This is a genomic window from Serratia sp. (in: enterobacteria) (assembly GCF_051654945.1).
Classification (GTDB): Bacteria; Pseudomonadota; Gammaproteobacteria; order Enterobacterales; family Enterobacteriaceae; genus Chania.
This window is the reverse complement of the sequence record NZ_JBOFZA010000118.1, coordinates 387,323-400,894: the sequence shown is the minus strand read 5'-3', so window position 1 is coordinate 400,894 and position 13,572 is coordinate 387,323. Positions and strand designations below refer to the sequence as shown.

Genomic DNA, 13,572 nt, shown 5'->3' with positions numbered 1-13,572 from the left:
CATAATGACCAAAAAACTGACTCCGAGCGATGCCATGAACAATCAACAACAGGCGCTGTACAGCGCGCTGAGTGCGCGTGACCGTAAGTTTGACGGGCGATTTTTTGTCGGTGTTTCTTCCACCGGGATCTATTGCCGGCCGGTATGCAGTGCCCGTACGCCGAAAATCGAAAACTGTACGTTTTACCCCAGCGCCGCCGCCGCCGAACTGGCCGGCTTTCGCCCCTGCCTGAAATGCCGCCCCGAATTGGCTCCGGGACTGGCGTTGATCGATCTGGGGAATCGCTATGCTCAGGTTGCAGTGCAGTTGATCGAACAGGGTTATCTTTCAGAGCACAGCTGTGAACAACTGGCCACTCGTCTGGGGATTTCCGATCGCCATCTGCGGCGTATTTTTGCCGAACAGTTCGGCGCATCTCCCATCGATTACGCCCAGTCGCACCGCCTGTTGCAGGCCAAGCGGCTGCTGGCGGATACCGATCTGCCGTTGAGTGAAGTGGCATTTGCTGCCGGGTTTGGCAGCCTGCGGCGTTTCAATGAGCTGTTTAAAGCCCGCTACCGTCTGATCCCTTCGGTCCTACGCAGCACCGCTGGCCGCAGTGAGCGTGCCGCCACCAGCGGCCTGGTATTTCATCTGGGGTATCGGCCTCCTTACGATTGGCCGCGCATGTTGGGGTTTTTGCAGGCGCGTGCGGTCAGCGGTGTGGAAAGCGTGGTAGGGCAGCAGTATTGTCGATCCATCGCGGTGAATCAGGCTGGCGTTGATTATTGCGGTTGGGTCAGCGTCCAGCCGGAAGAGGTGCGTAACCGGGTGCGGGTGGAAATTGCTCCGTCACTCAGCCGGGTGACGACTGAAGTGCTGCGGCGCGTTCGTCAACTGTTCGATCTGGATGCCGCACCAGACCGTATTTGCGAAGCGTTGGGCGCGCTGGCGGCGGATGCACCCGGTTTGCGCTTGCCAGGCTGCGTCAGCAGCTTTGAGCAGGCCACCCGTGCGGTGTTGGGGCAGTTGGTCAGCGTCAAAATGGCGGCTACCTTTGCCGGGCGGATGGCGGAGCGTTGGGGAACGGCACTGGAGCAGCCATTTGGCGACATCACCCATGTGTTTCCACAAGCGGCGCGGATCGCCCAACTGGAGCCGGAGGATCTGCGTCCATTGGGCGTTCAACTGAAGCGTGCGGCGGCGCTGATTGAAATTGCCCGCAGGGTGTCAGAGGGGCGTTTGCAACTGGATAACGTGCTGGATATCGAGCAGGGCATCAAGGATCTGACCGCATTGCCGGGGATAGGCAGTTGGACTGCCAGCTATATCGCCATGCGGGCCTGGTCATGGCCGGACGTTTTTCTGGCGGGAGACTATCTGATCAAACAGCGTTTCCCCGGCATGACGCCACGCCAGATTGAGCGCTATGCCGAACGCTGGCGGCCTTGGCGTTCCTATGCCACCTTGCATCTGTGGCATAACGATCGCTGGGCACCTTCAGCGGACCCCGAAATAACCACCGCTGAGTAAATCGCTCAGCGGTAGCTCCAGCGCAATAGCGTCACCGTCTACCAAATCAATGCCGATAGCGGTCAATGCACTCAGCGTGGCCTGTTGATGCGCTGGCCCGGCCAGGGTTTGGGCCTTGATCCGATGCGCCGCGCCATGGATCATCGACACCATCAGTTCATCCATCTGATTACAATGCACGTCGGTGATAAAGCGCTCGTCGATGCGAATATAATCGAGGGTCTGGCCGTTTAACCGATCGAAGGCGTTCAGGTTACGGCCAAAACCATTGACGATCAGCTTACAACCCAACTGCTGCAAACGACGGATAAAGGCACCGCCGTCATCTGGATGATCGAGCACGATGGTCTCATCCACCAACAGATACAATGCACTGGCCGGTAGCTTGGAGGCGGCCAGCTTATCCAGCAGATAATGTTGAAAATCGGTATCGAGCACGCTGTCCGTAGCCAACGGCAGCGCGATAGCCGTTCCCTTGTGGTGCAGGGCTTGCGCATGAGTTTCCAGCACCTGGCTAACGACCCAGCGATCGATATCTGGCAGCAGGCCGTAGAGTTGGGCTGCGGCGAAGAAGGCTTCAGAGCTCAGTATGCGTTCATCCGGTGGGCTGACATGCAGCTTTAGCTGATAAAAACAGACCGCTTGCGGGGTTTTGGGGGGGGAGGCGGCCCTGACGCGTAGCAGCAACTGCTGATTATCGATAATGTTGAGGATTTCCTGGCGCGTCAGCAGCTCATGCTGGCGTTCCATCTGCTGTTTTTGCCGGGCTTCATAAATAAACACCTGGCCGCGGCCGTGGTGCTTGGCGGTGTAACAGGCGATATCGGCCTGGGCCAACAGCTCGCTGCTCTTGCCGCTGGTGGCACCGATTTGCGTAATACCGGCGCTGGCACCAACATGATAAATCTTGCCAGCCCAGCAGAAGGGATGCTCGCCGATGTGTTCAATCATCTGTTGCATCAGCAGCTTGGCCTGTTCCAATGAACAATCGAACAGGATCAGGCCGAATTCGTCGCCGCCGAGTCTTGCCAGGCAATCGCTGTTACGTAGTTGGCGTTGCATCAACTGGCCAATTTCCCTGAGCAGGGCGTCGCCCGCCGCGTGCCCGGCGCTATCGTTAACTGCCTTGAACCTGTCGAGATCGAGAAACACCAGCGAATGCTGTTGTTGGTGATCGACCGCATTGGCAATAGCCCCTTGCAACCGTTTCTCGAAGCTGGTGCGGTTTTTCAGGTTGGTCAACGCATCGTGTGAGGCGTTGTAGCTGAGCTTTTTCATCAACTCGCGCGAAGCACTGACGTCCTGCAATACCATCACCGCCCCCATCACCTCGCCCTCGATGGTTTTCAGCGGGGAGACCGACTCCTGTACGTCGAAGCGGCGGCCATCGCGGCTATGCAGTACCAATGCGTAGTCAGCTGGCAGTGGCGAGCCGTCTTGCAGGCAGTTCTGCACCGGATTTTCGACTTCTGGACCATCCTTACCGTTGGTCATCCGTACCACGCCGTTGATCGGCATCCCGAGTGCCATCTGCAACGGCCAGCCGCACATCTGTTCGGCTATCGGGTTCATAAAGGTGATACGCATGTCGCGGTCGGTTGAGATCACCCCTTCACCGATGGCGTCCAGCGTAATGTGCAGGCGCTCCTTCTCTTCGTGCAGCGCTTCGGCCAGCGATTTGATTTCCGTCATATCGATATTGGTGCCAATCATGCGCTTCGGCTCGCCGTGTTCATCAAGAATGGTATTACCCTGGCCGCGAATATGCCGAACGCCCCCCAGCCGGGTCTTGATACGGAACTCCATCACAAATGGCCGGTGTCGGTCGGTGAGCGTCGCCATTTGCCGCCCGATGCGTTCGCGATCTTCCTCCAGTAACAGAGAACTCCACAGGGCCAGAGTCGGCGTTTGATCCGGCGTCAGTTCGTAGAGTTCAAACATCCGCTTGTCCCAGGTGAGCTTATCCCCGTCCAGCATCCATTCCCACACGCCGATCCCACCAGCCTGATTGGCTAACGTTATGCGTTCTACCAGGCTGCGGTTTTCTGCCTCGGTACGTTTTAGCTCGTTGATATCTTCTACTTGCGAAATAAAGTACAGCGGTTGGCCCTGGGGATCGCGCACCAGTGAGACCGCCAGCAATGTCCAGACGCTTTCACCGTCACTGCGGATATAGCGTTTTTCCATGGTGTAGCTGCTGATATGACCGTCCAGCAGGTCTTGTAACTGTGTCAGATCGGCATTTAAATCATCGGGATGGGTGATTTCCTGGAACGTCAGGCGGCGCAGATTTTCCGGGGTATAGCGCAGCAGTTTGCACAGTGCCTGATTGACCTGTAACCATTTCCCTTCGGGGGATACCAGGGCCATGCCGATGGCCGAATACTCCAATGCATTACGAAAACGCGCTTCGCTTTCCACGATATGCCCTTTTTCCACCCGAAAAGCATGCATCACCATCGCCATGGCGTGGGCCGGGATCAGGATCAACATCAGTGGCAGGTAGATTTTTATATCGCTTAAAAACTGTCCGCGATCCTGAAAATGCAGCAGGCCGAGTGAGATCATCACGGTAATCATCAGGGTCGTGGTAAAGCAGATGATAAAGGCTTCAAGCCGAGGCAGGCTGATCGCAGCCCACAGTAACGGCAGGATGATAAAGGTAAACGGGAAGGGCAGGTTGAGCAGTGCCAGATAGCTGAAGGTCAGTGTTCCCAGCATCACCAACAGCAGTTCGAACAGGTTCAGCGTTCTTAACATTGAGCGGCGATAAACCAGCCCGATCGGTGCCAGCGCCAATACGCCGATCGCCTCGGAAATAAACCAGGTGCTGAAGGGCTGCCAAAAGGTTTCCCCCGGGGCAGGCGCCAGTGTCGCTGCCAGCAGTGCGCTGAGCATTGGCGTGAAGATCACGGCGCAGAACACAAATTTCAGCCAGCTGGCCAAGCCGTTTAACGGATCGTCTGGTTGCAGGATTCGCCGCAACAGCAGGGTACAGGCGGTGGCTTCCAGCAGGTTAATCAGCGTGAGTTTGACCGGGAACCAACTGAGACCGAACAGCATGAAACTGGCAAGACACATGCCGATCCCGCTGAAGACCAAGTGCAATGGCCAATTGCGCGGTGGCTGATGGAACATCAGCATAATGACGGCGGCAGTCGGGAACCACAGTGGGGTAAAGTGGCTGGATTCTGCAGACAGCATCAGGCACAGATAGGCCAGCAGAAACACCACCAGTGCGCTCAACAACGAGTAGGTGAACAAGGTACCTTTAGCTTTGATTGGGGGCTGTGTTGCGCTGAGATCCATCGGTAACCTTCACTGAGCTATAGACTACGAATAACCTGCCGCCATGTGACTAATCAGAGGGTAGTACAGTGCGCGAGGAATACCTATTCAATTATATACTCAACCGCTATCAAGGTGCACGATTGCGCTCGATTCGGTATCTCCGCAAGCCTCTCACCCAACTCTCCCAGAGGGAGAGGGGGCCAAACGTGCTACGAATTGACATCGGTGGGTTGCTGAGACCGTAAACATTTCCCGTCAGGTTCAAACGTAGAGGCGCTGCATGCTGCGCCTATGGACTAAAGCAGGAAAATCGTCGCCAGCCCCAGGAAGATAAAGAAGCCGCCGGTATCGGTCAGGGCGGTGATCAACACGCTGGAGCCCACTGCAGGGTCGCGCCCCAGTTTGATCATGGTCATCGGTATGATCACTCCCATCAGCGCCGCGACCAGCAGGTTGAGCATCATCGCCAGCGTCATCACGCCCCCCATCGCCAGATCGCCATACAGCAGATAGGTGACGAACCCCATGATGCCGCCCCAGACCACGCCGTTGATGATGGCGACACCCAGTTCTCTGAACAACAGGCGTGAAATGTTGCCCTCTTCGATCTGATGCAGCGCCAGAGCGCGCACGATCATGGTAATGGTCTGGTTACCGGTATTACCGCCGATACCGGCAACGATCGGCATCAAAGCGGCAAGCGCTACCAATTGTGAAATGGTGTGTTCAAACAGGCCAATCACCCTGGAGGCGACAAACGCGGTACACAGGTTGATCGCCAGCCAGGCCCAACGGGTTTTCACCGCTTTGCTGACTGGAGCAAATACGTCTTCTTCCGGGCTTAACCCCCCCATACGGCGCAGGGTGGTGTCGCTCTCTTCGTTAACCACGTCAACGATCTCTTCGATGGTCAATCGGCCCATCAGTTTGCCTTTGGCATCGATCACCGGGGCGCTGATCAGGTCATAACGTTCGAACGCGCTGGCCGCGGCTTCGGCTTTGTCTTCCGGCTGAAAGGTGGTGGGATCGCTGTCCATCACCTTAAACACCGGGGTTTGCGGATCGTTAAGCAGGATCGCGGTCAGCGGCAGTTCGCCTAGCAGGGTGTTTTTACGATCGGTGACGAAGATTTTATCGGTGGCATCCGGGATGGTTTTGCGTTGACGCAAAAAGCGGTGCACGGCTCCCAAAGACACGTCCGGGCGAACCGAGACCAGCTCGAAATCCATCATCCAGCCGACGGTATCCTTGCCGTAATGCACCATCTCACGAACCTGTTCACGCTGTTCCGGATCCAGTGAGGTCAGCAGGCGGCCCATCAGGTTACGTGGCAGGTATTGCGCCAGATAGGCCTGTTCATCGACATCCAGGGTTTTGATCGCCTTGAGCAGGTCCTTATCGCTCATCTCTTCGATCAGGCTGTCCCAGACGGGTTCGGCCACCTCTACCAAGGTCTGGCCGCGCTTGGTGTTATCCACCAGCCGCCACAGCGCCAGACGCTCATCCTGCGGCAAGGCCTCCAGCAGGTCCGCGAGGTCAGCGGCGTGCATATCTTGCAGCAGGTGAGAGATTTCGGCGGTATGATTAAGCAGTTCGCCTTCGCTGAGTTGTTTTTCATCTCCCGAACGGCCAAGAATGCCATCAATCAACGGGGCGTTATTTAACAACAGGCTCAGAATGCGCTGACGAGACTCAGCGACTTTTTTGACATTATGTGTTGCGGCGGACATGGAATTCCTTAACGCTGACTTGGCACACCGGGTTCCTTTTAGACTATCTTTAAAAGATAGAGCATAGCAGTGGCTGGCGTGATTTTTATCAATCTGATGGTGCAGTGTCAGAAGCTTTGGCGTGCCAGTGACTCAGGGTGATGAGCGCTTGGTCGGTCAGGATAATCACCGATTATCCACGCGGGCCTCTTGGGTCTGCGGTTCAGGCAGCGATCTTTTTTCCTGATGATGAGGGATAGCGGCAATGGCGGCATATAGCAGGCGACCGACTAGAATGATAAAGCTGATCAGTAGCACTACTTTGGTCATGCGCCCGGTCGTGGTTTTTCTCATGATTGTTGCGCCTGCCACGGCTAACATTGATTAAAATTGTAAATGGAATTCTAGGCTCTGATGACAAAAGATGTCCATTTATTTCCGCGAGCTTGAGCGAGTTATTTAGTTGGAGTTTAGGAGCGTCACCTTTTAGGCGGTTTCTTAAAATCCATCGGAAATAGATTTTGTCTGATTTTTTGTTGTGTATTAATAGGTTATTATCGGTTCATAAAGTGTCTTATGGATTTTTATTGGCCTTTTCTCAATTAATTGATCGTGGTCAAATCTTAAGCTATCGCAGAGAATAGAATTCACAGCCATTCTTGATGCTGGAACCGCATGTCTCAGCCTGTTCCCCGAATGGTTCTGTGGTGGGATCGGATCCTGCCTTCTCTACGATTTAAAACGCTTAAGCGACGAAGTGAATCACGCCTTAGCGGATACAGTGTCTTGATGGGTATTTTAAAGTTCTGGAATAATTTACGTGACCGTTGGTGGGGGCAGCCTATTGTGCTGAGCCTGCTACTGGTGCCGCTTGCTGGCTGGCTTTCGCCGCGCCTGATGCTGCCTGATGGCAAAGTTTATCTGGTCTATCTGCCGCTGGTGGTCTGCTTTTCCTTGCTGATGGTTTATGACTGGCGTGCGCTGCCAGGCATTGCTTTGGCCGTGCTGATCCGCTATTCCAATCGTTCAAGCACCGAAATCGATGTGATCATGACGTTGCTGTATGTGGGTTGTCTGAGCATTTGCTGGTGGGGCTATCGCTGTCAGTCGCAGCGCCGCTGGTGTGTCGGGTTCACCGAGTTGAAGCTGGGTAAACACCGTCTGATATGGCTGGTGCTGATGCCCCCGGTGCTGTTTATTTTTGGCTTGCAGTTGACGATTGGCCTCGATTTATTGCCGGACGAACTCGGTATGCTTTCTGGTAACGGCAATCATCTGCATGCCCTGATCAACTTCCAGGCCATCCTGATTGGCTGCCTGTCGTCCATGCAGTTGTTCTATTTCGCCTTGCGGATCGTCAAAAACCCAAAGTTTGCCTGGGTATTATGGGGGCGGATCAGCCGTGAGATGGCTCCCTCGGTCAAAAAGAGCGAGTTGCAACTGTGGTTGGTGGTACTGATTGCCCTGGTGGTCGTGCTCTCCTATCACACGGCAGACACCAACGCGATGCAGGTGCCCGATTACAGCCTGACGCTGTTGCTGCCGGTCATGTTGTACAGCGCCATGCGTTTTGGCTACCTGTTCAACTGCATTATCTGGGCGGCAACCCTGCTGGTGCTGTTCTTTAACTATCCGGGTTATGTACAGTGGGACAGCCTGCTGCATAACCTGACCATGATCTCGTCAATGATGCTGGCGTTCACCCTCAGTATTTTGCTGACCTCTGCGGTGCATACTCGCCAGCGGATGGATCATGCCAAGGCACAAAATGCATCGTTGAAAGATCCGGTTATTGGCTTACCGAACCTGCGGGCATTGAAACGCGATCTGGCCAAGATGCCGCGTTCAACGCTGTGCTTCCTGCGCATTTCCGAACTGGATTTGCTCAGCCGTAACTATGGTATGCAGTTGCGCATCCGCTTCAAACAAAAGCTGGCGGGCAGCCTGCGCACGGTGCTGGAGGAAGGGGAAGATGTCTACCACCTGCCAGGGTACGATCTGGTGCTGCGCCTGAATGGCTCCGATGGTGAGGCCCGGGTCGCCAAGATCCACAGCACGCTGGAGAAGTTTCGTCTGGTGTGGAACGGCCTGCCCATTCACCCACCGCTGGGGATAAGCTACTGCGGCGTTTATTCGGAAGTGGAACACCTGCATCTGTTGCTGGGGGAATTAAGCTCATTGGCGGAGATGTCACTGACCAGTGGCCGGCCTGAAAACGTGCAGAACGACCATCATGTGGTTCAGGATGAAATCAAGCGCAAGGTCGCCTTGTTACATTGGGTACAGCGTTCGTTGGATAACGACGGTTTTCTGCTGATGGCTCAACCGATTGTCGGGGTGCGCGGCGATTCTTACCACGAGATCCTGCTGCGTATGCTGGATGATGAAGGCAACATCATTCCCCCCAACGAATTTTTACCGGTGGTACATGAGTTTGGTTTGGCTTATCAGTTGGATATGTGGGTACTGCGTCAAACGTTACAGTTTATGGAACAGCACCGCGAAGCCATGCCTAGCGCACGCTTTGCCGTGAATCTGTCACCGTTGTCGCTATGTCGTCCTGGGTTGTGTCAAGACATACGCCACGCTTTGCGCCAACATCAGATTGAGCCTTATCAACTGGTGCTGGAGGTGACGGAGTCTCATCTGGTGCAGGACGTAAAATATGCCAAGAGCTCGCTGAAAGAGCTGCGTCAGCTAGGTTGTCGTATTGCCCTGGACGATTTCGGCACCGGCTATGCTACCTACGATCGCCTGAAAGAACTGCATGTGGATATTTTGAAAATCGACGGCAGCTTTGTGCAGGAGATGCTGACCAGCAAGGTGGATTATCAGATCATTTCGTCCATCTGTAAGGTGGCGTTGATGAGACGACTGTCGATTGTGGCGGAATATGTGGAATCGGCCGAGCAGCGCGATGCGCTCAAAAGCCTGGGCGTGGATTATATGCAGGGCTACTTTATCGGTAAACCGCAGCTGTTGGCGTCTTTAGTGCCGATGCTGGAGTTACCGCACGACGAAGAGTCCGAATGAGTATTGCCCCCTCACCCTAATCCTCTCCCAAAGGGAGAGGGGACCGATCGAGTTGGACTGAATTAACGTGTTTGTGGTGGAAGCGGCGCTTCGATTTTGCTGAGACAACCTCCTTTCTTCCAGCAGAGCAGGGACTTACAGCTCCCTCTCCCTTGGGAGAGGGGACCGATCGAGTTGGACTGAATTAACGTGTTTGTGGTGGAAGCGGCGCTCCGATTTTGCTGAGACAACCTCCTTTCTTCCAGCAGAGCAGGGACTTACAGCTCCCTCTCCCTTGGGAGAGGGTTGGGGTGAGGGGATTACGCCTTAGGTTCAGCGTCTGCGTCCTGCTCACCTTCTTCTTCTATCATCAGTTTCCAGCCAACCACGTCATTCCAGTATTCCTGCTCACGTTCAAAATCGAGCTGCACCAGGTTGTTCTGCGTCAGATAGCCCGCTGGGAAGCGTAGCGTCCAGTGATTATCATCGGTTTCCAGACGCAGGGTCTCTGGCGTGGTGGTGGCCTGACGCTGATTGTTGAGCAGGGTGCTCAGGCGTAACAGCTGGATCAGCGGCAAATAATACTTTTTCTTGAACAGGTTCAAGCGAGGTAACTCTTCGAGCTTGATCGCTTTACGCTGGAAGCGCACCAGTGCCGACAGCAGCAACTGCTGCTCCTGATTGAAGCCCGGCAGATTGGTATTTTGCAGAATATAGGCGGAGTGGCGGTGCATACCGCTGTGGTTGATGCTCAGGCCCACCTCATGCAACATGGCGGCCCATTTCAACAGGGCTTCCAGCTGTGGCTGCACCAGCTTGGTATTTTGCGCCATCCACTGGGCGTATAACAGCTCGGTAGTGTCGAGCACGCGCTTGGCCTGCTCGCGGTCGATATTGTAGTGATCGGCCAGGCTTTTGGCCGTGCGGCTGCGGATATCCTGGTGGCGGAAGCGGCCTTCCATTTCATACAGCACGCCTTCGCGCAGGGCACCGTCGGACAGGCGCAGATCGCGAATGGCCAACGCATCAAATACCCCGCACAGGATCGCCAGCCCCGGCACAAACACCGATTGGCGATCTTCTGACAGCCCAGGCAGGCTCAAGGCGCTGAAGTTTTTAAACTGCAGCACCTGTTCGACCAGCAATTCCAGCCGCTCAAGGGTAATCAGCCCGTCTTTTTCGCCCATTGCGACCAGCACTTCATGAGCGGCCTTGATGGTACCAGACGCGCCCAAGGCATATTGCCAGCCCTGAATGCGGTATTGCCAGGCCAGCGTTTCCAGCTTCTGCGCGGCGGCTAAACGTGCGCGCTTAAAGTTGGTTTTGCTGATCTCCCCATCAGGGAAGAACAGATGGGCAAAGCTTACGCAGCCCATCCGGCGGCTTTCAGCCAGCAGAGGTTCGAAATCCTCACCAATGACCAGTTCGGTCGAGCCGCCGCCGATGTCGATCACCAGCTTGCGGCCTTTTTCCGGTTGGGTATGCTCGACCCCCATAAAAATCAGACGGGCCTCTTCCTGCCCGGCGATGATTTCGATCGGATAGGGGATCACTTTTTCCGCCTGCTTGAGGAACACTTCGGCATTCACCGCCTGACGCAGGGTGTGGGTCCCCACGATGGTGACGTTATCCGCCGGGAAACCCTGAAGCCGCTCGGCAAACAGCGCCAGGCAGGCCAGCCCCCGTTCCATGGCTTCGTCACTGAGCACGTTGTTGCTGTCCAATCCATCGGCAAGGTGGACCCGTTGTTTTAAACGGCCTAACACCTGTAGAGCGCCGTTAACGACGCGGGCGATCACCATATGGAAACTGTTCGAGCCAAGATCGATGGCAGCGATTTCCTGTGGCTTGTTATTGGTGGCGGTGCTTTTTAGCGGCATAGTTGCTGGCCTAGTTTTCCGGTTGTTCCAGAGCTTTTAAATACTCATAAATGGCCACCTGCGCACGGACCTTACGGCGATTACCGCGCGGTACATACTGGTTGCTCAGTTCTTTATCGATATAGCGGGCCTTGACCGTATCGCTGAACAGCAGCTCCAGAATGTCCAGAACGCGCTGCTTGAGCGCCGGATCCAGCAGCGAGACGGCCACTTCGATACGGTAATCTATATTGCGGGTCATCCAGTCGGCGGACGAGAGGTAAACCCGTTTGTCACCTTTGTTTTCGAATACGTATACCCGATCGTGTTCCAGATAACGGTCGACGATGCTGATAACCTGAATATTGTCGCTAATGCCCGGCAGGTTGGGGATCAGCGAACACATGCCGCGCACCAACAGACGGATTTTCACGCCGGCAGCGGCAGCGGTATATAACCGATCTACCAGCCCTTTATCCACCAGATTATTTATTTTCAACATAATCGCGGCGTTTTCACCGGCCAGGGCGTTGGCAATCTCACGATCGATCAGATCGTACAGCATACGGCGGGAGTTCTGCGGCGAAACCATCAGGTTGTCGAAGGAGACCGGCCGGTACGGATTTTCAATAAAATTGAATACCCGGCGTACTTCGTTAGTGATACGCGAATCGGCGGTCAGCAGCGAGTAGTCGGTGTAGATACGGGCGGTTTTTTCGTTAAAGTTGCCGGTACCAATATGAGCATAGCGCACAATATCTTCGCCTTCACGGCGTGAGATCAGGAATAGTTTGGCGTGGATTTTCAGCCCTGGTGCAGAGAAAATGACGTGCACTCCGGCCTCGGTCAGGCGTTTGGCCCAATGGATGTTGGCCTCTTCGTCGAAGCGTGCCTGCAACTCCACGACCACGGTGACTTTCTTGCCGTTATGCGCCGCATGGATCATCGATTCGATGATGCGCGAGTCTTTGGCTACCCGATAGATATTGATTTTGATCGCCAGCACGCTCGGGTCGAACGACGCTTGGCGCAGCAGTTCCAGCACGTGTTCAAAGGTGTGATACGGATAGTACAGCAGCACGTCTTTTTCGCGGATGGCGTCGAAGCCGTTGCGGAATTTATCGAACCAGATATGCCGCAGGCGTGGTAACGGCCGATTGACCAGATTAGCCTTGCCGACGTTGGGGAAGCTGATGAAATCTTTAAAATTGTGGTAGCGGCCACCGGCGATCACCGAGTCGTAGTTGGAGATCCCCAGCTTGTTGCGCAGCAGTTCCACCATCTCATTGGGCATATCGCGCTGATATACAAAGCGCACCGGTTCGGCGGTCAGGCGCTGTTTCAGGCTCGACGACATCAGTTCCAACAGGCTGGATTCCATTTCGGTCACCAGATCGTATTCCGCATCGCGCGTCATTTTCATCGAATAGGCGTTGAGCGCGTCGTAATCGAAGAAGCCCTTGAAGATGTCGTCCAGGCAATAGCGCAGGATGTTATCCAGCAGGATCATCGGTTTGCGGCGGCGTGGCGCTTCCGGCGGCAGGTTGACGAAACGGGGCACCTTGTCGGAAGGGATCTCCAGTAACGCATAATCGATGCGCGTACCGCGAATGATCTCCACCGCCAGATAGGTGTAATCGTCCTTCAGGAACTGCACCAGATTGGTGTCGTGATTGATCAGGATCGGCGTGATGTGCTGGCGCAGGTGCTGCTTGAAGTACTGCCGCAACCAGATTTGCTGGTTTTCCGACACCTGGCGTTCGTTGATCAGGAAGATCTGGTTGCGCGCCATTTCCAACAACAGATCGTTGTACAGGCCGTCGAACTCCTGATCGGTCTTCAGCACCTTGGCCTGAATTTTTTTCAGCAAATGACGCGAAGCACCACCCGAACCCTGTTCTTCGCTGATCAGGATGCGTCGTTTCAGATCGGCAAAGCGGACCTTATAGAATTCATCCAGGTTATTGGAGTAAATGCCCAGAAATCGCATGCGCTCAATCAGGGGATTGCTCTTATCTGCGGCTTCCTGCAATACGCGTTCATTAAAGGATAACCAGCTTAATTCTTTGTCGATGTAGAGCTTTTCCTGACCCATTGCTACTCCAGTTCGATTTTAGAAAAGGATCGGACTTGATGCCGAATACCGCTTTAGTGTCCTGCGACATTATTGCGAGAGATTGACAACAAT

Annotated in this window: 7 protein-coding genes; 2 read left to right on the top strand and 5 right to left on the bottom strand. The window is 54.8% G+C overall.

The genetic code is table 11. The annotated features are described in order from the left end of the window. The first annotated feature begins 4 nt into the window (after window positions 1-4). Window positions 5-1,513 (top strand): DNA-3-methyladenine glycosylase 2, encoded by a 1,509-nt coding sequence (alkA, locus tag ACRDCA_RS27205; RefSeq protein WP_438692285.1) that lies wholly within the window; start codon window positions 5-7, stop codon window positions 1,511-1,513. Here the strand turns inward: alkA and ACRDCA_RS27200 are convergent. From ACRDCA_RS27200 to ACRDCA_RS27190, 3 genes are all read right to left on the bottom strand, one after another. Next, window positions 1,481-4,822, bottom strand: a complete 3,342-nt coding sequence (locus ACRDCA_RS27200) for a diguanylate cyclase (protein WP_438692284.1) — start codon at window positions 4,820-4,822, stop codon at window positions 1,481-1,483. The genes alkA and ACRDCA_RS27200 overlap by 33 nt on opposite strands. Window positions 4,823-5,100: 278 nt before the next feature. Continuing rightward, window positions 5,101-6,534 carry a magnesium transporter gene (gene mgtE / locus ACRDCA_RS27195; RefSeq protein WP_438692283.1) on the bottom strand — a complete coding sequence of 478 codons (1,434 nt, stop codon included), beginning with the start codon at window positions 6,532-6,534 and terminating at the stop codon, window positions 5,101-5,103. Between the two features lie 165 nt (window positions 6,535-6,699). Then, window positions 6,700-6,867 (bottom strand): YfgG family protein, encoded by a 168-nt coding sequence (locus ACRDCA_RS27190; RefSeq protein WP_065686557.1) that lies wholly within the window; start codon window positions 6,865-6,867, stop codon window positions 6,700-6,702. A 435-nt stretch (window positions 6,868-7,302) separates the two neighbouring features. On the opposite strand from ACRDCA_RS27190, the gene ACRDCA_RS27185 reads away from it, so the two are divergent. Next, window positions 7,303-9,546 (top strand): EAL domain-containing protein, encoded by a 2,244-nt coding sequence (locus tag ACRDCA_RS27185; protein WP_438692516.1) that lies wholly within the window; start codon window positions 7,303-7,305, stop codon window positions 9,544-9,546. A gap of 299 nt (window positions 9,547-9,845) precedes the next feature. Here the strand turns inward: ACRDCA_RS27185 and ppx are convergent, their stop codons facing one another. Both ppx and ppk1 read right to left on the bottom strand, forming a co-directional pair. Continuing rightward, the gene (gene ppx, locus ACRDCA_RS27180; protein WP_438692282.1) at window positions 9,846-11,405 is read right to left on the bottom strand and encodes an exopolyphosphatase; all 1,560 of its coding nucleotides are present in this window, start codon (window positions 11,403-11,405) and stop codon (window positions 9,846-9,848) included. A gap of 10 nt (window positions 11,406-11,415) precedes the next feature. Further along, a complete protein-coding gene (gene ppk1 / locus ACRDCA_RS27175; RefSeq protein ID WP_025123699.1) occupies window positions 11,416-13,479 on the bottom strand; it encodes a polyphosphate kinase 1 in 2,064 nt (687 codons plus the stop codon). Window positions 13,480-13,572: the final 93 nt, after the last annotated feature.

Coding starts and splice junctions, on each gene's coding strand:
- ppx (WP_438692282.1), bottom strand. CDS start 11,405: ATGCCGCTAAAAAGCACCGCCACCAATAACAAGCCACAGGAAATCGCT.
- ACRDCA_RS27200 (WP_438692284.1), bottom strand. CDS start 4,822: ATGGATCTCAGCGCAACACAGCCCCCAATCAAAGCTAAAGGTACCTTG.
- mgtE (WP_438692283.1), bottom strand. CDS start 6,534: ATGTCCGCCGCAACACATAATGTCAAAAAAGTCGCTGAGTCTCGTCAG.
- ppk1 (WP_025123699.1), bottom strand. CDS start 13,479: ATGGGTCAGGAAAAGCTCTACATCGACAAAGAATTAAGCTGGTTATCC.
- ACRDCA_RS27190 (WP_065686557.1), bottom strand. CDS start 6,867: ATGAGAAAAACCACGACCGGGCGCATGACCAAAGTAGTGCTACTGATC.
- ACRDCA_RS27185 (WP_438692516.1), top strand. CDS start 7,303: ATGGGTATTTTAAAGTTCTGGAATAATTTACGTGACCGTTGGTGGGGG.
- alkA (WP_438692285.1), top strand. CDS start 5: ATGACCAAAAAACTGACTCCGAGCGATGCCATGAACAATCAACAACAG.